The sequence below is a fragment of the Bacillus cereus group sp. Bce041 genome (genome assembly GCF_052646455.1).
Window position 1 is genome coordinate 116775 of record NZ_JBQXON010000010.1, and the last position, 20016, is coordinate 136790.

Sequence of the window (20016 nt, forward strand, 5' to 3'; positions counted from 1 at the left end):
TTTATAATCCTTTTACCACTGCAGTCCCTACTAGAATCCACGCCACAATAAACGCTACACCACCAAGAGGTGTAATTGGACCAAAGAACTTAATACCTGTCGTACTTAATGCATACAAACTACCTGAGAACATAATAATTCCAGCTACCATTAGCCAACCAGCAGTAGTTAAAAGTGATGATTGAACCTTATCCATCAATAAAGCAACTACGAATAGTCCACCTGCATGAAACATTTGATATGTAACGCCTGTTTTCCACACTTCTAACATTTTTGCAGAAATTTTATTTTCTAAACCGTGTGCTCCAAAGGCCCCTAATGCAACAGATAGCCCCGCTGCAATACAACCTAGTAAAAAGAAAATTTTCATCTTAATTCCCCTTTTTTACCTTTATCATAAGCAATTTTTGCATATAAGCCAAACGATTTATCTTCTAAAAATCAAATAAAGAATTACCGTTTGCATCACTTTCTTTTATATATACCGGCTCCCCAGAAACAGGTGCAATTGGTTGCATAGTTGTTACTGGTTGTGATCCAATTACTTGCGATGGAATTTGCGGTTCTCTATATGTAGATGTTTCAACTTGTTCATCTAATAATAAGTCACATAAAGCACGCACAACTAATAAATGTTCTTTTGACTTTTGTCCTTCACTACTTTTCGCCTTCGCAATTTCATTCGCCATTTTATTTAAAATCTTGTCGCTAGATATTTGCATTCCTTATCACCTCGTACTTTGTAATTCTTTCTCGAATTGTCCCAATTTCTCTACTGAACCAAATACTATTATCATATCACGTTCTTTCAATTTTTCCTGCCCTGCTGGATTATGTATAATATCCCCATTTCTTGAAATCGCTAATATTGTTACATCAAACTGATTCCTTACATTACTCTCTAGTAACGATTTACCAACTAATATTGAATCTTTTCCAACTAGAATTTCTTCAATGACAAATGACTGTTCTATTCCATACAACACTGTATCAATATAATGAACGGTTAATGGATATGCAATACCTTTTGCGATATGAATACCTGCCATACTAGATGGATTAATAACCTTATTTGCACCGGCACGCCTTAATTTCTCTTCAGTTTCTGGCTTTTCAGATCTCGCCACAATTTTAATCGTATCGTTTAACCCTCTTGCTGTTAATGTAATAAATACATTTTCGGCATCATTTGCAACAATAGCAACTAAACCAGCTGCTTTTAAAATTCCGGCATTATGTAATACTTGATCTTCCGTTGCATCTCCATGTACAAATAAAAGCTTTTCCTGCTCCAATATACTTTCATCTTTATCAACAACGACAAATGGAATATTCTTTTCTTGCAATTCATGTACAACTTGAAGCCCCACTCTACCGCAACCACATACTATAATATGATTTTTCAACTGCGCTATTTGTTTATCCATCTTCTTCCTCCGTACTGCATGAAATAAATTCCCTTCAATAATCATAGCTGCCACTACCCCAATTGCATACGTAACAATACCTACGCCAACAGGAATAATAAGAAGCGCAAATACTTTCCCCGCTTGCGTTACAGGAACGGCATCTCCGTATCCAACAGTCAATACAGTAATCATTGTCATCCAAAATGCTTGAAACAAACTAATCTCTTCAATCGTCATAAATCCTATCGTTCCTAGAATTACAACAAAAGTCATACATATAACTGCTATCCATAACTGCTTACGTGCATTCATAACGTGTTTCAACTCTTTTCTCTATCTACAATCTTTGCCAGTGGAAATAAAATACGTATATACTAGATACGGAATCTATGAAAGAGGTTGATATAATGAAGACATTTCTTTCCGCCTTACAATGGGCACTATTTATTTTAGCTGGAAGCCTTATTGTACCAATTAGTGTCGCAACTAGTTATGGTCTTGATGGTGCTGAAGCTATCGCATTCGTACAAAGAACGTTATTTGTTCTAGGTTTTGCTGGTCTCTTGCAAGCTATATTTGGGCATAAACTTCCTATTCAAGAAGGTCCTGCTGGCCTTTGGTGGGGAATTTTCTCCCTTTACGCAAGTTTAGGCGTCGTGCTATTTGGATCAAGCAATGAGACACTTAAAGTTCTTCAATATGCTTTCTTATTAAGCGGTATTATTTGTATTATTCTTAGCGTTTTTGGACTTATTGATAAACTTGTTCGCTATTTTACACCGACAGTCATTGGAACGTATTTATTTCTTCTTGTCGCGCAGCTTAGTGGCTCCTTCTTAAAGGGAATGTTTGGCCTTGATGGAAAACATACAGAAGTACAACCTAACGTATTTATTCTTTCACTCATTGTTATTTTACTATCCTTTTTCATCATGAAGCTACCTATTATTGGACAATATTCCGTTCTTTTCAGTATCGTATGCGGCTGGATATTATTCGCATGTTTCGGATTATCTAATCCAATAACACCAGTGACAGACATAATCCGTTTTCCATCCTTATTTGTTTTCGGAATGCCTCGTGTTGAATGGAACATGGTAATTACGGTCATTTTCGTTACACTCTTACTTCTAACAAATATGTTAGCAAGTATTCGCGTTGTACAAAAGGTTGTCTCTAAATATGAAGAAAACGCTGCATCAGATCGTTTTAAACAAGCTGGCATTATAACAGGAATCAACCAATTGCTAGGCGGCCTATTTTCAGCTATTGGGCCTGTCGCTATTTCTGGATCAGCAGGTTTTATTGCAACGACTAATATTTATAAACGTCTCCCGTTTATATTAGGGTCAAGCTTTATTATTGTCGTTAGTATATTTCCAAAGATTACTTCATTCTTTGCAGCAATCCCTGTTGCAGTTGGTTATGCCGCTATTTATCCTGTATTCGCAAGCATGATTGGTCTCGCCTTTCGAGAATACGAAACTGTCCAGGATAAAGAACGATTATTTAAAGTAGCCGGTCTTTCAATCTTTACAGGAGTCGGAGTTATGTTTGTTCCAGCAGGAGCATATTCCACACTTCCACCATTTCTAGCATCGTTTTTAAGTAATGGTCTCGTTCTTGGATCTGTAATGGCAATCTTGCTAGAAATACTATTTTCTCGTTCCGCTGCAAAACAAATATCTTAAATTGGAAAACTTCCATTATTGCACTCTACCTTTAGAGTTGTTACGATAAAATCAAACTTTAATCATTGGGGTTTTATTCTTCCCCAATGATTATTAACCAATATTATGAGCAACAACTCATAATAATTTATCTACTTCTTTTCAAAGAGGTTTGATGTCTTACTATTATTCCTCAACATCTTCATGAACATGTATTTTGATTTCAATTAAAGAAAGGAATTTTCTATATGACTTATAAAATGATTGTTTTAGATTTAGATGATACTTTATTACGTGATGACCATACTATTTCACCTCGTACGAAAGAAGCGTTAATGACTGCACAAGAGCAAGGTGTAAAGGTTGTACTTGCTTCTGGACGTCCAACGTTTGGTATGCGCAATGTAGCCAAAGAACTTCGTTTAGAAGAATACGGCAGTTTCATTCTATCTTTTAATGGTGCAAAAATTATTAACTGTAAAACAAACGAAGAAATCTTTAGTAGTACGCTATCTCCTGAAATCGTTCACAACCTATTTGAAATTAGTCAAACTGAAGATGTATGGATTCATACTTATATGGGCGATGATATCGTAACGGAAGAAAATAATCCTTATACTGAAATTGAGGGCGATATTACCGGTATGCCAATTGTTGTAGTAGATGACTTTAAAGCCGCAGTTAAAGAGCCTGTAGTAAAAGTATTAATGAATAAAGAGGCTGAACGCCTTGTTGAAGTTGAAAAGAAACTACAAAAACAACTAGAAGGCCAATTAAGCGTGATGCGTTCAAAACCATTCTTCTTAGAATTTACAGAAGCCGGTGTTACAAAAGGAACGAGCTTAAACAAACTGATTCAAAAGCTTGGCATTAAGCGTGAAGAAGTTATCGCAATGGGCGATAGCTATAACGACCAAGCAATGATTGAATTTGCTGGTCTTGGCGTTGCAATGGGCAATGCACCTGAGGATATTAAAGAAATCGCAAACTACGTAACAGATACAAATATGAACGATGGTGTTGCAAAAGTTGTAGAGAAATTCGTTTTAAAAACGGATGTACTTGTTTAATATTTTCATTCACAAAACCTATTTGAAGTCAAATACTTCAAATAGGTTTTTATTTAAATTCTCATGCTTTTGTGACTATATTTTGAACTTTGCACTATTCTCGTAGTGTAAACTTTCTTTTTGTATATAATGAAACAAAATAGACTATTTTATTTTGAAAAAGAATACAAATTTACTATATACAAGCATACGTTAAAGGAGGCTACTTTATGTTATCTACACCAATCGGACGATTAAGAGCAATTGGACTAGTTGAGGGTATTTCTTTCCTATTACTATTATTTGTAGCAATGCCATTGAAATATTTCGCAGGATTTGCAACAGCTGTTAAAATTACAGGCATGGCTCATGGTGTTCTATTTATTCTATTCATCTTTGCAGTAATTCAAGTAACAATCGTACACCGTAAATCAATTTTATGGGCACTTGGAGCATTCGTTTCATCAGTTATCCCATTTGGTACTTTTGTACTAGATGCAAAATTAAAGAACGAGCAACAATGATAATAAAAAGGTAGTTAACAACTGTTAACTACCTTTTCTATTTATAAATTTGGAATTTCCCAATCAATTTCTCTTTCGCCCATATTAGCTAAAATCGTATTTATTTTAGAATATGGCTTACTACCAAAGAAACCACGTCTTGCCGATAATGGGCTTGGATGTACAGATTCGATAATATGATGATTCGGATTCGTAATTAATTTCTTCTTCGCCTGCGCATGGCGCCCCCACAATATGAAAATAACTGGCTTTTCACGTTCGTTCAACAGTTCAATTACACGATCTGTGAAGTGCTCCCATCCTTTTCCCTTATGAGAATTTGCTTCGCCTTGACGAACTGTTAATACGGTATTTAGTAATAATACTCCTTGTTCCGCCCATTTTACTAAATAACCGTTATTCGGGATTTCATAACCATATTCATCTCGAAGTTCTTTATACATATTTAACAATGACGGTGGTGTTTTAACACCAGGTTGCACAGAAAAGCTTAAACCATGCGCTTGATTCGGTCCATGATATGGATCTTGCCCTAAAATGACAACCTTTGTATTTTCATAACTTGTATACTGAAGAGCGTTAAAAATATCTTCTACCTTCGGATAAACAACATGCGTGCTGTATTCTTCTGTCAAAAAACTGGATAGAGTAAGATAATACTCTTTCTCGAATTCTGGTGCCAATAGTGGCTCCCAATCATTCTTTAAAACATTTTCCATACTGTCACTTCCTGTCTAATTAATTCACCATATCCTGTCTTGTAAATACTACGAACGAAATAACAAGAGAAACAACTGCCCAAACAGTTAAATTCATCAAAGAAAATCCCATCGATAAACCTTGTAATGCAGGTAATTTTCCTGATAAATAATCCGTTAATGATAAATTCACACTAAAAATATATTTGGCGCCTTCCCAAGATGTTGCGAACGAGCTTAAAATACCGCCTGCAATTAATGCAGCTAGCATAACGCCCATACCAGCTGGTGTATTACGAATTAAAACAGAGACCATAAATGATATAGTTCCGACAACGATAGCAACAAACCAGGCTAGTCCATACGCCATTAAGATGTATTGCCACTGCGGAATAAGATGCACAAAGTTCGTATTTAACGTTTCCTTATCAATGACGAATCCTGTTAAAACAGGTAAATTCCATCCCGAGTACCCAAATACAAGCCCTGATAATATGTAAGCAAACAAACCTACAAGAAACAGTATGAGCGAAATGAAAAATAACATCGTCACGTATTTACTAAGGAGTATTTTCCAGCGCCGAATCGGCCGCGTAAGTAACATCTTCATCGTCCCATCACTTCGTTCTCCTGAAACGATATCAATGGCGACAATCATTACGAGAAGCGGAATAAATAATGTAATTCCTTGTTCAATAAATGCTCTGACAAAAGTCGGTGCACCCGGTGCCATCGGATTAATATCATGATCTAAATAATATTGTTGTTGCTCAACTCTTACCTTTAACCAATCACGCCATTCTTCTGGCAACCTAGAATTGTTCAACCGGTTCTGAGAATCAACAATTTGCTGTTGCAATGAAACCTTCCAATCAGTTGTACCGAGTCTTTTTTGTGTCGTTTCTATTTCACGATACTGCGCATACACAAAAAGCGGGATCAAGATTGCTAAAATAAGCATGACAACAAAAATACGTTTCTTGCGGTAAATCTTTTCTGATTCATTTAAAACTAGATTCGCAAACTCACGCATGCTGCTCACCCCTTGTGAGTTCAATAAATAAATCTTCTAGCGTAAATACAAGCTCCTTAACGCTATGTACATCTATTTCATTTGCGACAAAGTGTTTATTCCAACTACTTATAGATGCAATATCCATGCGGCATAGTAATCGATCGCCTTCTACACTCACTTCCCTTACTTCTTCGGCCGCTTCTAGCATATCTTTCGCCTTAGAAATCGGTGTAACAATCCATTCTACACGATCACTTGCTGTTTTAATTAATTCTTCAACCTTGGCAACTGTTATCATCTTTCCTTTATGAATAATAGCAACGCGATCGCATATCATTTGCACTTCACTTAGCAAGTGGCTTGAAATAAACACGCTCATATTTTCTTCTTTTACAAGCTTATGTATAAATTCCCTAAGTTCTCTAATCCCTGCTGGATCTAAACCATTCGTTGGTTCATCTAATATGAGCAATTTCGGATTTCCAAGGAGCGCCTGCGCAATTCCAAGGCGTTGTTTCATACCAAGTGAGTACGTTTTTACCTTGTCATGAATTCTTTCATCTAAATGAACCATTTCAGCAATTTCAATAATACGTTTATCTGATATATCACCTAACATACGAGCAAATTGCTTTAAATTTTCCCATCCCGTTAAATATGTATACAACTCTGGGTTTTCAACGATACTCCCAATTTGACGCATCGCTTCTCTGAAATTTTCCTTAATCGAATAACCACCGATAGAAATCGTACCTTCTGTCGCCTTAATCAATCCGACTAACATTCGAATGGTAGTCGTCTTTCCAGCACCATTTGGTCCTAAGAACCCGAACACTTCTCCTTGCTTTACATCAAAGGAAATATTCTCTACAAGAGTCTTCTTTCCAATTACCTTCTTCAAGTCTCGTACGGAAAGTATCGTCGTCATTTTACCCCTCCTTGTTCTAGTTTTAATTTACTTACAACATTTTGAACTAAACGTTCTGCCATATACGTATAACCTACTTCGTTCGGATGAAAATGATCAGAGTATAATAAATCTTTCCCGCGGTTTTGGAATAAATCAAATGTCGGTGTAATATACACATTTTTATCGTTTAGCGCTAATTTCTCTAAAGATGCATTCCAGTCCACAACAATGTTTGAAGACCCTTTTAAATCTTCTACATCTTCAAAAGGATTGTATAAACCAAGCCAAAAAATCGGACTATCTGTATTTAATTTACGAATTTCTTCTATAATTTTCTTTGCTTCATTTTGAAACGTCTCTGTGTCAGGACGATACGTCTCTAAATCTATTTTCCCAAGTGATTCCCAGCCTGGGAACAAATCATTTCCACCAATCGTTAACACAATTACATCTGCTTGCTTAATTGAATATTGAGCGCCATTACTTTCAATTTGTTTTAATAAATCGGGCATTTTTGCACCACTAACTGCTAAATTTGTTAATGCAATTTTTTGCTTATAATCTTTTTGTAAATCCTTTTTCATTCGCCCAACATAGCCAATTCCTTCTTTATCACCAACGCCACGCGTTAATGAATCACCTAAACTAACGATTTGTAACGTTCCCGTTTTTTTTTTCTCTTTTGCCACTACATCGGTCTTTTTAATTAAATTTGAAGCTTTCGGATTTAATACATCATTTACACCTGAAACAAAGCCATATGCAAATAAACAGAAAGATGCAATTGTAATGAGTAGAATTACTTTTACTACTTTTGATCTCATATCAAAACCCCTTTTAGCCCTCATAGATTGTCCATAATTATACCAAACGAAATTTTGAAAAGCGATTTTCACACCTTCTCAATTATGTCGTTTCTCTATCTATTAACTCTGGTAATAACTCTATATGCTTCACATCTAATTTCTCTTCATTAATCTTTTCATATAATAATTCAAACGCTTTTACTCCAACGTTTTTACTAGAATGCGAAATCGTCGTTATACCCAATATATCTGCCACCTCTTGATCATCACACCCGATAATCGTAATATCCTCTGGAATACGAATTCCTTGTTTTTTTGCTTCTGTAACCATCCCCGCTGCAATATGGTTACAAGATACAAGGAACGCTGTCGGTTTTACTGACATATGAGCCCATTCTCTAATTACATTGCGTCCATCTTCCACTGTAAAACAACCTTCAAATTTCCAGGTCTCTAACGGTGTTACGATACTCTGTTGAAGCGAATCTTCATACGCCTTCTTTCGTCTTTGGCTATTAACACTATTACTTCTTCCAATACAATATCCAATACGTGTATGACCGGCATCTATTAAGCTTTTCATCCCACGTGAAAATACTTTGTAGTAATCGATATGTACACTTGAAATGCATTTTGAATCTATTTCTTCACACATAACAATCGGGCCGAATTTCGTATATTCTTCAAGCTTCTCCTTACTATTTGTCCGAGAACAAATAATAACCCCATCAAGCTTTTTCATTTTTAACATATTCAAAATTTCTAGTTCTCTTTCTTCACTATAATTCGTCTGGCAAAGCATCATATTATAATTATTCTTTGCTGTCTCTTTTGATATCCCCTCGATAATAGCGCTATAATATTGATCATTTACGTGTGGCAATAAAACGCCAATTACATTCGTTTTTCCTTTCACTAAATGAATTGCATTCACGTTTTGCGTGTAATTTAATTCTTCTATAATCGCTAAAATTTCTTTTCGTTTCTGTTCATTTACGTACGGATGATTATTTAGTACACGTGAAACAGTTGAAACAGATACTCCAGCAAGTTCAGCAATCTTTCTTATATTTGTCATCTTATTTTCCCCTTTTCACAAAAATTCTCCCTTGACCTGGTAAGCTTTCCACAATATATCCTTTCCTAGCAAATACATTTAGAAAGGATATACAACTATGCTTCGATTCAAATTAGAATATATATTTTTCATTGGCGGTTTACTCATTCTTGCCATCGGTATTAATATGATGACGACAATTACTTCCTTTGGACTTAGCCCTTATGATTCCTTCTTTATTGCACTATATCAAAATTTTGGGATAAGTATTGGTTTTTGGATTTTCATGATTAACTTTGCCTTTACACTTATCGTACTCTTTTGGAATAAAAAACAAATTACAATCGGTACAATTGTAACGATGGTTCTTATTTCTCTTTTTGTTGATTGGATTGGTTCCATTACAACTATTATGGACGCTATCCGCTCTCTTCCAAAATATATAACACTTATTTGCGGAAATCTATTCGTTGGAGCTGGAATTGGTCTTTACGTCTCTACAAACCTTTGTGCAGCGCCTCAAGAAGCTTTCGTTTTAACGGTTGCCGAGAAGAAAAAATGGACGTTTAGAAGAACAGAGATTTCATTAGCCTTTTTATTTTTAACGTTAAGCTTTTTATTAGATGGACCTATCTATTTTGGAACAATCATCTTATCCTTTACAACAGGCTGGATTATCCAAGCATTTATTCAAGTTGGTACGCAGATTTTAAATAGAAAAGAGCCTATTAAGCAAGCTGCTTAATAGGCTCTTTCTGTTTTATGGTAAGAGATACTACTTAGCATCCCCTTCAATTCGATAGTTCGCTTTCAAACAATCTATTTCTTCATACCCTTGCAACGTATGTAGAATATAATCATAATCAGCAAGAGACGCACGATGCGTTACAATTACAATTTCAGCCTTTCCTTTCTCTTCAAGCGGCATTTGAATAATTTTCTCAAAGCTAACTCCGCGCTCAGAGAACAATGAAGTAATTTTTGCAAATACACCAATTTCGTCTTTTACATGCAGTCTTAAAAACTTTTTCACGACAATTTCGTCTGGCTCTTTTAATACTTTTTGATATTGTGGGACTACAGCACTATTTCCTGTTACCCCTAATCTAATATTTTGCATTACAGCAACTAAATCCGAAACAACAGCTGTAGCTGTCGGTAAACTTCCTGCGCCTGGTCCATAAAACATCGTTTCCCCAACTGCTTCACCGTACACATACACAGCGTTATATTCATTTTGTACTGCTGCAAGAGGATGTGTATTTGGAAGTAAAGTTGGTTCAACTGTAACCTCCAATTTTTCACCATCTCGTTTTGCAAGACCGATTAATTTAATTGTATAACCTAAGCTCTTACTGTATTCAATATCTTCCTCTGTAATAGAGGTAATACCTTTTACTTTCACATCTCCAAGCTCTACATTTGTAGAGAAACCGAGGGTAGCTAAAATCGTCATTTTTCTTGCTGCATCTAAACCTTCTACATCTGATGTTGGATCTGCTTCTGCAAATCCAAGTTGTTGGGCTTCTTTTAACACGTCGTTATATGCTCTCCCTTCGTCTGACATTTTCGTCAAAATAAAATTTGTTGTTCCATTTACAATTCCCATTACTTTCGTAATAAGATCTGAAGAAAGTCCTTCTACGATACTGCGTAAAATTGGAATTCCCCCTGCCACACTCGCCTCATAGAATAAATCAGCCTTATTATCTTTTGCTGTCGCTAATAATTCAGCTCCATGTAATGCCATTAAGTCTTTATTTGCAGTTACAACATGCTTTCCGCTTTTTAAAGCTTGTAAAATATATGATTTTGCATCATCAATGCCACCCATCACTTCAATAACAACATCAATATTTGGATTATCTAAAATTTCATTTGCATCTTGTGTTAATAGAGTAGAAGGTACCTCTACCTCTCTCTCTTTCTCAATGTTTTGCACTAATACTTTCGTTACCTTCACTGGACAACCTACTTGGTGTATGAGTCGTTCTTGATGATCCGTAATAATACGAACCACACCACTGCCAACTGTCCCAAGACCTAATAACCCAACTTGAATTTCTTTCATAGTACTGTCCACCCCTCAAAAATTGTGTTTAGATGAAATTATATGAGCAAAAAATCTGAAAAACAATGTATTTTGAACATTCGGAAAAATAAAGGTTAATCTTTACAAGGAAAACGTTGCCACGTGTTACACAATCTTTCTTTACAATATATAAGGGGTTTCTTGATACACGTAATAATTCAACCAATTAGAAAACAATAAATTACCATGACTCCTCCACCTAACAAGCGGCTTTTCATCTGGATTATTATGTTTAAAATAGTTTTTTGGCACATCAATATTTAATCCCTTGTCACGATCTCGTTCGTATTCTTGTTTTAACGTCTCACAACTATATTCGCTATGTCCAAGGGCAAACACTTGCCTTCCTTCTGACCCAATAACAAGGTGAACACCTGCTTCTTCAGAGTTTGCTAACAATGTTAATTCTTTCACTCCTCTAATATCATTCTCTCTTACTTCTGTATGACGAGAATGCGGAGCAAAAAACAATTCATCAAATCCTTGTAATAATTTCACATGTTGCTCGCAAACTTCATGTTCAAATACACCGAACACTTTTTCCTTAAGGGGATACTTTGGAACACCATAATGATAGTACAAGCCAGCCTGTGCCCCCCAGCAAATATGGAGCGTAGATGTTACATTCGTTTTTGAATACTCCATAATATGTTTAAGCTCTTCCCAATAATCTACCTCTTCAAAAGCAAGGGTCTCCACTGGCGCTCCTGTAATAATGAGCCCATCAAACTTTTCATTTTCAATATCACGAAACGTTTTATAAAAGCTTGTTAAATGTTCTTGCGTTACATTACGCGATAGATGTGATTCCATATGAAGCAAATGAACATCTAATTGTAACGGTGTGTTTCCAATTAAGCGAAGTAATTGCGCCTCTGTATCTTGTTTCGTTGGCATTAAATTTAATATAGCAATTTTTAAAGCACGTATATCTTGTGTTTCTGCCCGCTCCTTCGTCATTACAAAAATATTTTCTTTTTGCAACACTTTGCGAGCCGGTAAATCTTTATCAATTATGATCGGCATGTGTTTTGCCTCCAACTAGAGCTGCTTCCAAATCTGCAATAATATCAGAAACATCTTCTATACCAACCGATAAACGAATTAAATCAGATGTAACACCCGCTAAACGCTGATCTTCAGCATTTAATTGTCTATGCGTCGTACTAGCAGGATGTATAACGCAAGTTCGTGCATCAGCTACGTGCGTTACAAGAGTTGCTAGTTTTACATTTGCGATAAATTCTTTTGCTGCTTCTAATCCGCCTTTAATACCGAAAGTTAAAACACCACTAGCACCTTTTTTCAAGTACTGTTGTGCTAATGAGTAATTTTCATTACTATCTAAGCCTGGATAATTCACCCATTCAATACGTTCATGATTAGCAAGCCACTTAGCAACTGCAAGAGCATTTTCACTATGACGTTCCATTCGTAAATGCAATGTTTCTAAGCCAATATTGCTAATATATGCATTGAATGGGCTCATACAATTTCCATAATCTCTTAATAGCTGAACACGTGCTTTCACAATATACGCTGCTGCACCAAAGTTTTGAACGTAACTTACACCGTGATAACTTGGATCTGGTTCAACAAGTTCAGGATACTTTCCATTTGTCCAATCAAAGTTTCCACCGTCAATTACAATACCGCCTAAGGAGCTCGCATGCCCATCGATATACTTCGTCGTAGAATGAACAATAATATTTGCCCCATGTTCAAACGCCTGGCATAAATAAGGAGTTGCTAATGTATTATCAACGATAAAAGGTACCTCTAATTCTTTAGCGGCAGCTGAAAATTCTTTAAAATTTAAAACATTCATCGCTGGATTTCCTAACGATTCTGCATAGATAAGTTTCGTCTTGTCATTAGCAAGCGCCGTGATTTCATCTGCCGTTAAATTTGGATTAAAGAACGTAACATCAATGCCAAGCTTACGTAAACTCACCCCAAATAAATTAAACGTTCCCCCGTAAACAGTTGAAGAGCAAAGTAAATGGTCTCCACTACTACAAATATTTAAAACTGCGAGCATAATAGCTGCTTGCCCAGAAGCCGTTGCAACAGCTCCTACACCGCCTTCTAAATCTGATAACTTCTGCTCAAATGCTGCTAGAGTAGGGTTTCCAATACGTGTATAAATATATCCTTCTGCCTCTAAGTTAAATAGAGCTGCTAAATCATCCGAAGTATCGTATTTATACGTTGTGCTTTGATAAAGTGGTAAAACACGTGGTTCACCATTCTTTGGCGTATAGCCACCTTGCACACAAATTGTTCCTTTTCCCCATGATTCTCCCATCTCTCATTCTCCTTTCTTTTATACAAAATAAAAAACTGCCCCTTTCCTGAAAACAAGAAAGGAGCAGTTTGAAAACACGCTCTAAAGGCTCTTTCTTATCTCTCAGGATTACTACCTGCAGGATTTGGCACAATTCCGTTATACGGCTGTTGCCAAGGTTTCATCGGGCCTGTCCCTCCACCTTTTCTTGATAAGACTATGCAATTACCGTTGATTTTATAGCAATAATTTCCTAATGTCAAACAGTTTTTCTGAATGTTCTAAAATAAATGTTAACAGTTTCATATAAAGCAACAAAAGAAATATATTCTAGTCTATTTCAAAAAAGACCTTTAAAAACCTCAAATCAGTCTATAAAATTAAATAAGTAATTTAACCTATAAATTCAAATTCCCCAAAAGTTAGCCTATATGTTGAATAGGCCATCTTCTCAAAAAGATACTATATATATTCAATCCATTTTTCACTAGTATATTTCACTTTTTTCCCTACTAAGATTTACATAACGGAGGTATAACATGACAAATAAAAAAGATATGCATTACATACTTGCTCTATATGGCATTCTTCTAGGATCTATAGTAGGAGCTACAGTCTGGTTATTTTTAGTCACAATAAATATTGGAATCCACTTTATTTGGGGATACTTGCCTGAAGTTCTCTCTTTTCCCTCTTATTACACCCTTTGCGTAACAATAATTGGCGGGGTCCTTGTTGGTCTATCACAAAAACATTTCGGTACATACCCACGCCTTATGCCTGAAGTGATGGCTGAATATAAAAAAACTGGTCGAATCGAATATCGCTTTGTCCATCGGGCTACTTTAACAGCGATTATTGTTTTAATTTTCGGTGCTAGTCTTGGTCCAGAAGCCGCACTAGTTGGAATTATAGGCGGACTGTGCACATGGGTAGGGGATCGCTTTAAATTTGCCTTAAAGGGTATGAATGAGCTAACCGAGATCGGAATTGGCGCTACTTTAAGTGTCATTTTTAACGCACCATTATTCGGTTATTTAGCACCAAATGAAAATGAGGGGGAACAAATTGCTGCTTTTTCTAAAGGAAAAAAAGCGATTGTATACTTAGCTACTACTTTCGCAGGTTTTTCTGTTTATTTACTACTGAGTAAACTTGATAATCGTGGATCCTTTATTGTTGATTTCGGGGAAGGTGCACTTTCTTTCAATGAATGGATTGCATTTCTTCCACTTGCTAGTATCGGCGCTATAGTTGGTTTCTTTTATTTCAAGTTAGAATTCACATTAGAAAAGTTAATTCACCCTTTTAGAGAATACAAGCTGACACTCGGAATTATCGGTGGCATTTTATTAGGAATCGGGGGAACTTTTCTTCCGTACACATTATTTTCAGGGGAACATCAATTAAAAGAGTTAGTTGTTGAATGGAGCCATTTATCTTTTTGGATACTACTTCTTTCAGGGATTTTAAAGTTGTGTATTACTGCCGTTTGTTTGAACACAGGGTGGCGGGGTGGACATATATTCCCAATTATATTTTCCGGATCAAGTATTGGATACGCTATAGCATCTATTCTTCCTATAGATCCAGTAGCATCCGTTGCTATCGTAACGACAGCAATTTCGAGCTATGCGTTACGAAAGCCAATAGCTATTACATTGCTATTACTTATGTTTTTCCCGCTTAATTTACTATTGCCAATGCTTGGTGCAGCTGCTATTGGGAATGCCTTTCCACTCCCAAAACATAACGAAAATACAAATTAACAAAAATAGACAGTGTAGACGAAAGCTCCACTGTCTATTTTTTTATTACACATGCTGCTTTAATAACGCTTCTAACTCCTCAAAATTATGCACTTCATATGTCGGTATAATCCCACTATCATTTAACTTCCTTTCTGGATTAAACCAACAAGTATCAATTCCCGCTACATATCCACCTTTAATATCCGCGCTTAATGAATCCCCAATAATCAGCCCTTCTTCAGGTGCAAAGTTAGGAATCCGTTCAAAAACATAATCAAAATACTCTTTCATCGGCTTTTGAAAACCTGTATCTTCCGAAACAAAAACATCTTTAAACAATGAATGTAACCCTGCATTACGCAAACGTTTATCTTGCGTCTTAGAAACACCATTTGTCACTATATACAATTCATACTCCCCTTGAATTTGATTTATAAATTCAAATGCACCTTGCATGAGTTGATTTCCTTCTTCTAAGTAGTTACGATAATTATTTTCGAATAATATTCCATTTACTTCTTCTCCATACTCTTTAAACAACAGAGAGAATCGTGTATTTACAACTTCATTGCGTGATAGTTCACCTTTTTCAAAAGCATCCCAAAGACCTTTATTTATTTTTTTATAACAAGTCTCTATCTCGTCTGTTAAAGGGATTCCCTTCTCTTCAAAAAGTACCCGTAAAGCCACTTTTTCAGCCTTTTGGAAGTCTAGTAATGTATCATCTACATCAAATAACAATGTTTTATATTTTTTCATAAATTCATCACACTCTCTTTTCTACAAAAACAAATTTACATAAATCGTATCATTCCTTCTTGTAAAGATAATAGGAGATATCTCATACTATACATAGGGGTGAAAATATGAAAATCAGCAAAAATGAGGAAGAAATTTATCAATACATGCGAATCCATCAATTCCATACCCTATTTTCATTTCATGTCTTGCCATATGTAGAGCTGCATTCTTTTCAAACGAAAGAGATGATATGTAGCGAAGGAAATGCTCTTCCTTATCTCTATTACTTAATTTCTGGGAGAGCCAAAATATATATGAGTCATAAAAACGGGAAGGTTTCATTAATTAATTTTATTCAAGCACCATCTTTTATCGGAGAATTAGGATTAATAGGAGTAGAAAATATTACTAAGTCCGTTGAAGTACTAGAAGATTGTGTGTGTTTGGCACTTCCACTTAAAGATTGTCAGCAACTTTTATTACAAGATGCAACGTTTTTACAGCACTTATGTAAATTTATTGGAGAAAAGACAATTACTCGCACTGAAAATTACGCAAAAAACTATAGTTATCCTTTTGAAAATCGATTAGCTGCTTTTATTTTATTAACAGAGCAAAATAATTGTTATATAGAAAAGCATACCGAGGCCTCGGAATATTTAAATGTCAGCTACCGTCATCTTTTATATGTATTAAATCAGTTTTGCCAACAAAATTATTTAAGAAAAGAAGGCCGAACATATTATATACAAGATCGAAATACATTAGAAAAGCTTGCTGATGAACTAAAAATATAAAAAAGCAGCATTAACGTTTACATGTTAATGCTGCTTTTTTCGAGTGACGATTATAATTTTAATTAAAATTTACTTGCTACTTTAGCTGCTTCTTCAAGACCTGCAGCGATGATTTCTTCTGCTTTATCTGGGAATTGGTTATGCCCTTCAATAACTACTGTTTCCATGTTTGTTGCGCCGAAGAAGCCCATCATACTTGCTACATATTTAACAGCCATTTCTACCTCAGCTGCTGGCCCTTCTGAATATACGCCGCCTCGTGCATTTAATAATGCAATCTTCTTATCTCCGATTAGGCCAACTGGACCCTCTGGCGTATATTTGAACGTTTTACCAGCACGGTTTAAATAATCAATATATGTGTGCAATACTGCTGGAATCGTTAAGTTCCATAATGGGAAGCCGAAAACAACTTTATCAGCTTCTAGGAATTGATTTAAATACTTATCAGCAACTGCTACTGCTTTTGCTTCTTCTTCTGTTAAATCAAATCCTTTACCTACCTTGAATGTACCATTGATCATGTCTACGCCTACGTATGGTAATTCTTCTTTATATAAATCAAGTTCTACTACTGTATCATTTGGGTGTGCTTCTTTATAGTTTGCTAAAAATGCCTCATATAATTTTACACTAACTGCTTGTTCCGCTGGACGGTTATTTGCTTTAACGAATAAAACTGTTGCCATTATTTATTCCTCCTAGTATTCACTCTTATGTTGTTATATGCTTTCAAAAAAGGTATCCCTTGTAATTGTTGTTTTGTTGCTTACAAACATATTTTATCTTTATATAAAGACAATTTCGTCCTCACATAGACGTATTTTTCCATAAAAAAAGTCCACCTTCTAAAGGCGAACTTGGTCTTACGACTTTCGTCTTATACAATTCCATTTTTAACTGCATATAATGCCGCTTGCGTACGATCAGATAAATTCAACTTACTCAAAATACTACTTACATGCGCCTTAACCGTCTTTTCTGTAATAACTAAAACAGATGCAATTTCCTTATTGCTCATCCCTTTCGCTAATAGCTGCAATACTTCATTTTCTCTCGCTGTTAGCACATCCACTTGAATAGAAGATTCTTCTTCCTTTTCTTCTACAGGTAATGTTTGAGAGAGAAGAGCATTTGCTATATCCGGATGTAATTGAATATTACCTTTATATGCGCTTCGAATAGCCTCAACAAGCTGATCTGGTTCTACATCTTTTAAAATATACCCACTTGCTCCAGCCCTTAATGCAGGTAACACATGCGCCTGATCAGAAAAGCTAGTTAATACAATTACTTTCACATTTGGATACTCTTTTTTTATATATGTCGTCGCCTCAACACCATCCATTTCAGGCATATATAAATCCATTAATATAACATCGGGATTTGTTTCTCCTACTTTCACTAACGCTTCTTTCCCATTATTCGCTTCTCCAACTAACTCTAAATCTTCCTGTGTACTTAAGAAAAATGCTAATCCTTTTAAAACGACTGTATGATCATCAACTAACAATACTTTTATTTTCACAAACTTCCCTCATTTTCACATCATAATGGTACATTTACTTTTACGCTCGTTCGTTTATTACTACTTACAATTTTAATTGTTCCACCAACTAATTCTACTCTTTCACGCATCGTAGTCATACCTAGTGATTTCTTTTCTTTTATATTCTTTTCCACAAAGCCCTTTCCTTGATCAACTATTTCTAATGATACATTTTTCTCATTCACTGTAAAATAAATCGTCGCTTCTTTTACACCTGCATGCTTACTTACATTGTTCAGTGCTTCTTGGCCTATGCGCCACAAAGCTTCTTCTACTACACGAGGTAAATCACGAACACCCGTAACTTGCTCCCTAATTTTCAGTCCCAAATTTTCACCGTACTGCTTTAGAGCTGGCAATAATCCTTTTTCTAATCCTGCCGGACGAAGCTGCCAAATTAATGTCCTCATTTCTTTCAAAGCTCCTTGCGCAAGTTCACGCATCTCATGCAAAGATTGATCTACCTTTTCATTTTTACCTTTTAAAACTGCCTCGGCGCCTTTTGTCATGAAGGTTAATGAAAATAATTTTTGCGAAACAGAATCATGTAAATCTCTTGCTAACCGATTTCTTTCTTCCATTCGTACAAGTTCACGGCGCTGCTCGTTTAACCTCAAATTCTCTATTATTAACGAAACATGGTTCGATAATGCTTGAATTACATCTATTGTATTAGCATCAAACTCTCCATTATTCAAACTAACACATAAAACACCAAATATATGGTTTTGAATATGTATTGGTGTAGCAATAACAGCTCGATTTAGATGTACATTATGTCCTATTTGATGTTTTATTAGAACTGGTTCATCTTGTTCTAACGCCTTCTTGGCCGCCTCTTTTACATCCTCTTGTAACTCTTCCTGAACGTAAGACGCTCGCAGAGATAATTCTTTTTCCTCCCTAATAAAAAGCGCTACTTGATTCCATTGAAATACTTCACCTACGTGATTTACCACCTTTTCAGGTAGTACATTAAACTTATGAATCATTTTTAAATCTTGAATGAAACGCTCTAATTTCACATAATAATGTGCTCTTCTCTTTTCATTTTCATATAATTTTGTTCGCTTTAAAGCCGTACCAATTTGGAAGGCAACCGATTGGAGTAATACTAATTCTTCTTCTGAAAAATGTGTTTTACCCGGACTTGCAACATTTAACACCCCAAATTTTTCTCCTCCAGCTTTTAAAGGAACCGTAGCATGATGAAGAATGCCCTCCGTATCCCCCCAATTATATTCAATTGCATTATTAATTCTTTTACATTCAATAATATTAACGGCTCTCTCTAATTTTCCATCTACAAAACCTCGTAAACACCAACATTCACCTTCGCACATCGGGCGTTTATTTTTATATGTAAGTGCCTCTGGTAATTGATAATCAATTAACTTCGTATACTTCCCATTTTCATCCGCAAGAAAAATCCATCCTGTCGTTAAACCTGTTACACTTAGCAATTTCTCGAGGACAGCTTGCAATACATGATATGTATCATTTGATGTATTTAATGTTTCTGCAATTTCCTTTAATATAACTAATTCATTCGTACGATTATCTCGAAACATACTCATTCTCCTGCATACAAGATTTTAAATAGCTCTTAAAATAAATCATCTACTTTTCACTTTGTACTTATTCGTAACATTGATATAATG

Annotated in this window: 21 protein-coding genes and 1 riboswitch; of the genes, 6 read left to right on the forward strand and 15 right to left on the reverse strand. The window is 35.5% G+C overall.

What is annotated here, in order from left to right:
- Window position 1: 1 nt before the first annotated feature.
- The 3 genes from ACUN13_RS24355 to ACUN13_RS24365 form a co-directional block, all read right to left on the reverse strand.
- Entirely contained in the window at window positions 2-370 is a 369-nt protein-coding gene (locus tag ACUN13_RS24355) for a DUF423 domain-containing protein (protein WP_000688315.1), read from the reverse strand.
- A 64-nt stretch (window positions 371-434) separates the two neighbouring features.
- Window positions 435-722 carry a YwdI family protein gene (locus ACUN13_RS24360; RefSeq protein ID WP_001167352.1) on the reverse strand — a complete coding sequence of 96 codons (288 nt, stop codon included), beginning with the start codon at window positions 720-722 and terminating at the stop codon, window positions 435-437.
- A gap of 6 nt (window positions 723-728) precedes the next feature.
- Entirely contained in the window at window positions 729-1721 is a 993-nt protein-coding gene (locus tag ACUN13_RS24365) for a potassium channel family protein (RefSeq protein WP_445424003.1), read from the reverse strand.
- Between the two features lie 95 nt (window positions 1722-1816).
- Between ACUN13_RS24365 and ACUN13_RS24370 the strand changes: the two genes are divergently transcribed.
- The 3 genes from ACUN13_RS24370 (at window position 1817) to ACUN13_RS24380 (ending at window position 4652) form a co-directional block, all read left to right on the forward strand.
- Entirely contained in the window at window positions 1817-3100 is a 1284-nt protein-coding gene (locus ACUN13_RS24370) for a purine/pyrimidine permease (protein WP_000847034.1), read from the forward strand.
- 227 nt (window positions 3101-3327) lie between these two features.
- On the forward strand, window positions 3328-4149 hold the full coding sequence (locus ACUN13_RS24375; RefSeq protein ID WP_000221397.1) for a Cof-type HAD-IIB family hydrolase: 822 nt from the start codon (window positions 3328-3330) through the stop codon (window positions 4147-4149).
- 209 nt (window positions 4150-4358) lie between these two features.
- A complete protein-coding gene (locus ACUN13_RS24380; RefSeq protein WP_000953396.1) occupies window positions 4359-4652 on the forward strand; it encodes a DUF3817 domain-containing protein in 294 nt (97 codons plus the stop codon).
- 41 nt (window positions 4653-4693) lie between these two features.
- Here ACUN13_RS24380 and ACUN13_RS24385 read toward each other — a convergent pair whose 3' ends face one another.
- The 5 genes from ACUN13_RS24385 to ACUN13_RS24405 are packed head-to-tail and all read right to left on the reverse strand — an operon-like array spanning window position 4694 to window position 9159.
- Window positions 4694-5371 carry a uracil-DNA glycosylase gene (locus ACUN13_RS24385; protein WP_000432519.1) on the reverse strand — a complete coding sequence of 226 codons (678 nt, stop codon included), beginning with the start codon at window positions 5369-5371 and terminating at the stop codon, window positions 4694-4696.
- Window positions 5372-5390: 19 nt separating this feature from the next.
- Complete coding sequence (locus tag ACUN13_RS24390) at window positions 5391-6383, reverse strand: ABC transporter permease subunit (RefSeq protein ID WP_001206477.1); 993 nt, start codon at window positions 6381-6383, stop codon at window positions 5391-5393.
- Window positions 6376-7293, reverse strand: coding sequence for an ABC transporter ATP-binding protein (locus ACUN13_RS24395; protein ID WP_089607770.1), 918 nt, complete (start codon window positions 7291-7293; stop codon window positions 6376-6378). The genes ACUN13_RS24390 and ACUN13_RS24395 overlap by 8 nt, the downstream gene beginning before the upstream one ends.
- A complete protein-coding gene (locus ACUN13_RS24400; RefSeq protein ID WP_157797762.1) occupies window positions 7290-8171 on the reverse strand; it encodes an SGNH/GDSL hydrolase family protein in 882 nt (293 codons plus the stop codon). Before ACUN13_RS24400 ends, ACUN13_RS24395 begins: the two co-directional genes overlap by 4 nt.
- A 10-nt stretch (window positions 8172-8181) precedes the next feature.
- Window positions 8182-9159 (reverse strand): LacI family DNA-binding transcriptional regulator, encoded by a 978-nt coding sequence (locus ACUN13_RS24405; RefSeq protein WP_000181975.1) that lies wholly within the window; start codon window positions 9157-9159, stop codon window positions 8182-8184.
- A 97-nt stretch (window positions 9160-9256) separates the two neighbouring features.
- On the opposite strand from ACUN13_RS24405, the gene ACUN13_RS24410 reads away from it, so the two are divergent.
- Complete coding sequence (locus ACUN13_RS24410; RefSeq protein ID WP_000943411.1) at window positions 9257-9883, forward strand: YczE/YyaS/YitT family protein; 627 nt, start codon at window positions 9257-9259, stop codon at window positions 9881-9883.
- A 30-nt stretch (window positions 9884-9913) separates the two neighbouring features.
- Here ACUN13_RS24410 and ACUN13_RS24415 read toward each other — a convergent pair whose 3' ends face one another.
- The 3 genes from ACUN13_RS24415 to ACUN13_RS24425 all read right to left on the reverse strand — a co-directional run bounded on the left by ACUN13_RS24415 (window position 9914) and on the right by ACUN13_RS24425 (window position 13538).
- Window positions 9914-11209 (reverse strand): homoserine dehydrogenase, encoded by a 1296-nt coding sequence (locus ACUN13_RS24415; protein ID WP_000659109.1) that lies wholly within the window; start codon window positions 11207-11209, stop codon window positions 9914-9916.
- A gap of 141 nt (window positions 11210-11350) precedes the next feature.
- Complete coding sequence (metA, locus tag ACUN13_RS24420; protein ID WP_006921973.1) at window positions 11351-12256, reverse strand: homoserine O-acetyltransferase MetA; 906 nt, start codon at window positions 12254-12256, stop codon at window positions 11351-11353.
- Complete coding sequence (locus tag ACUN13_RS24425) at window positions 12240-13538, reverse strand: bifunctional O-acetylhomoserine aminocarboxypropyltransferase/cysteine synthase (RefSeq protein ID WP_000504780.1); 1299 nt, start codon at window positions 13536-13538, stop codon at window positions 12240-12242. Before ACUN13_RS24425 ends, metA begins: the two co-directional genes overlap by 17 nt.
- 92 nt (window positions 13539-13630) lie before the next feature.
- Window positions 13631-13735, reverse strand: a riboswitch (SAM riboswitch).
- A gap of 321 nt (window positions 13736-14056) precedes the next feature.
- Between ACUN13_RS24425 and ACUN13_RS24430 the strand changes: the two genes are divergently transcribed.
- A complete protein-coding gene (locus tag ACUN13_RS24430; protein ID WP_025687494.1) occupies window positions 14057-15286 on the forward strand; it encodes a chloride channel protein in 1230 nt (409 codons plus the stop codon).
- A gap of 45 nt (window positions 15287-15331) precedes the next feature.
- On the opposite strand, the gene ACUN13_RS24435 is transcribed toward ACUN13_RS24430, so the two are convergent.
- Entirely contained in the window at window positions 15332-16027 is a 696-nt protein-coding gene (locus ACUN13_RS24435; RefSeq protein ID WP_089607773.1) for a YjjG family noncanonical pyrimidine nucleotidase, read from the reverse strand.
- Between the two features lie 107 nt (window positions 16028-16134).
- On the opposite strand from ACUN13_RS24435, the gene ACUN13_RS24440 reads away from it, so the two are divergent.
- Complete coding sequence (locus ACUN13_RS24440) at window positions 16135-16806, forward strand: transcriptional regulator YeiL (RefSeq protein ID WP_000703327.1); 672 nt, start codon at window positions 16135-16137, stop codon at window positions 16804-16806.
- A 62-nt stretch (window positions 16807-16868) separates the two neighbouring features.
- On the opposite strand, the gene ACUN13_RS24445 is transcribed toward ACUN13_RS24440, so the two are convergent.
- From ACUN13_RS24445 to ACUN13_RS24455, 3 genes are all read right to left on the reverse strand, one after another.
- Window positions 16869-17495 carry an FMN-dependent NADH-azoreductase gene (locus ACUN13_RS24445; RefSeq protein ID WP_000246735.1) on the reverse strand — a complete coding sequence of 209 codons (627 nt, stop codon included), beginning with the start codon at window positions 17493-17495 and terminating at the stop codon, window positions 16869-16871.
- 191 nt (window positions 17496-17686) lie between these two features.
- A complete protein-coding gene (locus ACUN13_RS24450; RefSeq protein WP_025687492.1) occupies window positions 17687-18334 on the reverse strand; it encodes a response regulator in 648 nt (215 codons plus the stop codon).
- Window positions 18335-18354: 20 nt separating this feature from the next.
- Complete coding sequence (locus ACUN13_RS24455; RefSeq protein WP_025687491.1) at window positions 18355-19926, reverse strand: GAF domain-containing sensor histidine kinase; 1572 nt, start codon at window positions 19924-19926, stop codon at window positions 18355-18357.
- Between the last annotated feature and the right edge of the window lie 90 nt (window positions 19927-20016).

What these genes read in the sequence shown, in the direction of transcription:
- ACUN13_RS24375 (WP_000221397.1), top strand. Translation starts at nt 3,328, where the DNA reads ATGACTTATAAAATGATTGTTTTAGATTTAGATGATACTTTATTACGT.
- ACUN13_RS24355 (WP_000688315.1), bottom strand. Translation starts at nt 370, where the DNA reads ATGAAAATTTTCTTTTTACTAGGTTGTATTGCAGCGGGGCTATCTGTT.
- ACUN13_RS24390 (WP_001206477.1), bottom strand. Translation starts at nt 6,383, where the DNA reads ATGCGTGAGTTTGCGAATCTAGTTTTAAATGAATCAGAAAAGATTTAC.
- ACUN13_RS24405 (WP_000181975.1), bottom strand. Translation starts at nt 9,159, where the DNA reads ATGACAAATATAAGAAAGATTGCTGAACTTGCTGGAGTATCTGTTTCA.
- ACUN13_RS24415 (WP_000659109.1), bottom strand. Translation starts at nt 11,209, where the DNA reads ATGAAAGAAATTCAAGTTGGGTTATTAGGTCTTGGGACAGTTGGCAGT.
- ACUN13_RS24440 (WP_000703327.1), top strand. Translation starts at nt 16,135, where the DNA reads ATGAAAATCAGCAAAAATGAGGAAGAAATTTATCAATACATGCGAATC.
- ACUN13_RS24360 (WP_001167352.1), bottom strand. Translation starts at nt 722, where the DNA reads ATGCAAATATCTAGCGACAAGATTTTAAATAAAATGGCGAATGAAATT.
- ACUN13_RS24455 (WP_025687491.1), bottom strand. Translation starts at nt 19,926, where the DNA reads ATGTTTCGAGATAATCGTACGAATGAATTAGTTATATTAAAGGAAATT.
- metA (WP_006921973.1), bottom strand. Translation starts at nt 12,256, where the DNA reads ATGCCGATCATAATTGATAAAGATTTACCGGCTCGCAAAGTGTTGCAA.
- ACUN13_RS24425 (WP_000504780.1), bottom strand. Translation starts at nt 13,538, where the DNA reads ATGGGAGAATCATGGGGAAAAGGAACAATTTGTGTGCAAGGTGGCTAT.
- ACUN13_RS24445 (WP_000246735.1), bottom strand. Translation starts at nt 17,495, where the DNA reads ATGGCAACAGTTTTATTCGTTAAAGCAAATAACCGTCCAGCGGAACAA.
- ACUN13_RS24430 (WP_025687494.1), top strand. Translation starts at nt 14,057, where the DNA reads ATGACAAATAAAAAAGATATGCATTACATACTTGCTCTATATGGCATT.
- ACUN13_RS24410 (WP_000943411.1), top strand. Translation starts at nt 9,257, where the DNA reads ATGCTTCGATTCAAATTAGAATATATATTTTTCATTGGCGGTTTACTC.
- ACUN13_RS24370 (WP_000847034.1), top strand. Translation starts at nt 1,817, where the DNA reads ATGAAGACATTTCTTTCCGCCTTACAATGGGCACTATTTATTTTAGCT.
- ACUN13_RS24365 (WP_445424003.1), bottom strand. Translation starts at nt 1,721, where the DNA reads ATGAATGCACGTAAGCAGTTATGGATAGCAGTTATATGTATGACTTTT.
- ACUN13_RS24385 (WP_000432519.1), bottom strand. Translation starts at nt 5,371, where the DNA reads ATGGAAAATGTTTTAAAGAATGATTGGGAGCCACTATTGGCACCAGAA.
- ACUN13_RS24380 (WP_000953396.1), top strand. Translation starts at nt 4,359, where the DNA reads ATGTTATCTACACCAATCGGACGATTAAGAGCAATTGGACTAGTTGAG.
- ACUN13_RS24435 (WP_089607773.1), bottom strand. Translation starts at nt 16,027, where the DNA reads ATGAAAAAATATAAAACATTGTTATTTGATGTAGATGATACATTACTA.
- ACUN13_RS24395 (WP_089607770.1), bottom strand. Translation starts at nt 7,293, where the DNA reads ATGACGACGATACTTTCCGTACGAGACTTGAAGAAGGTAATTGGAAAG.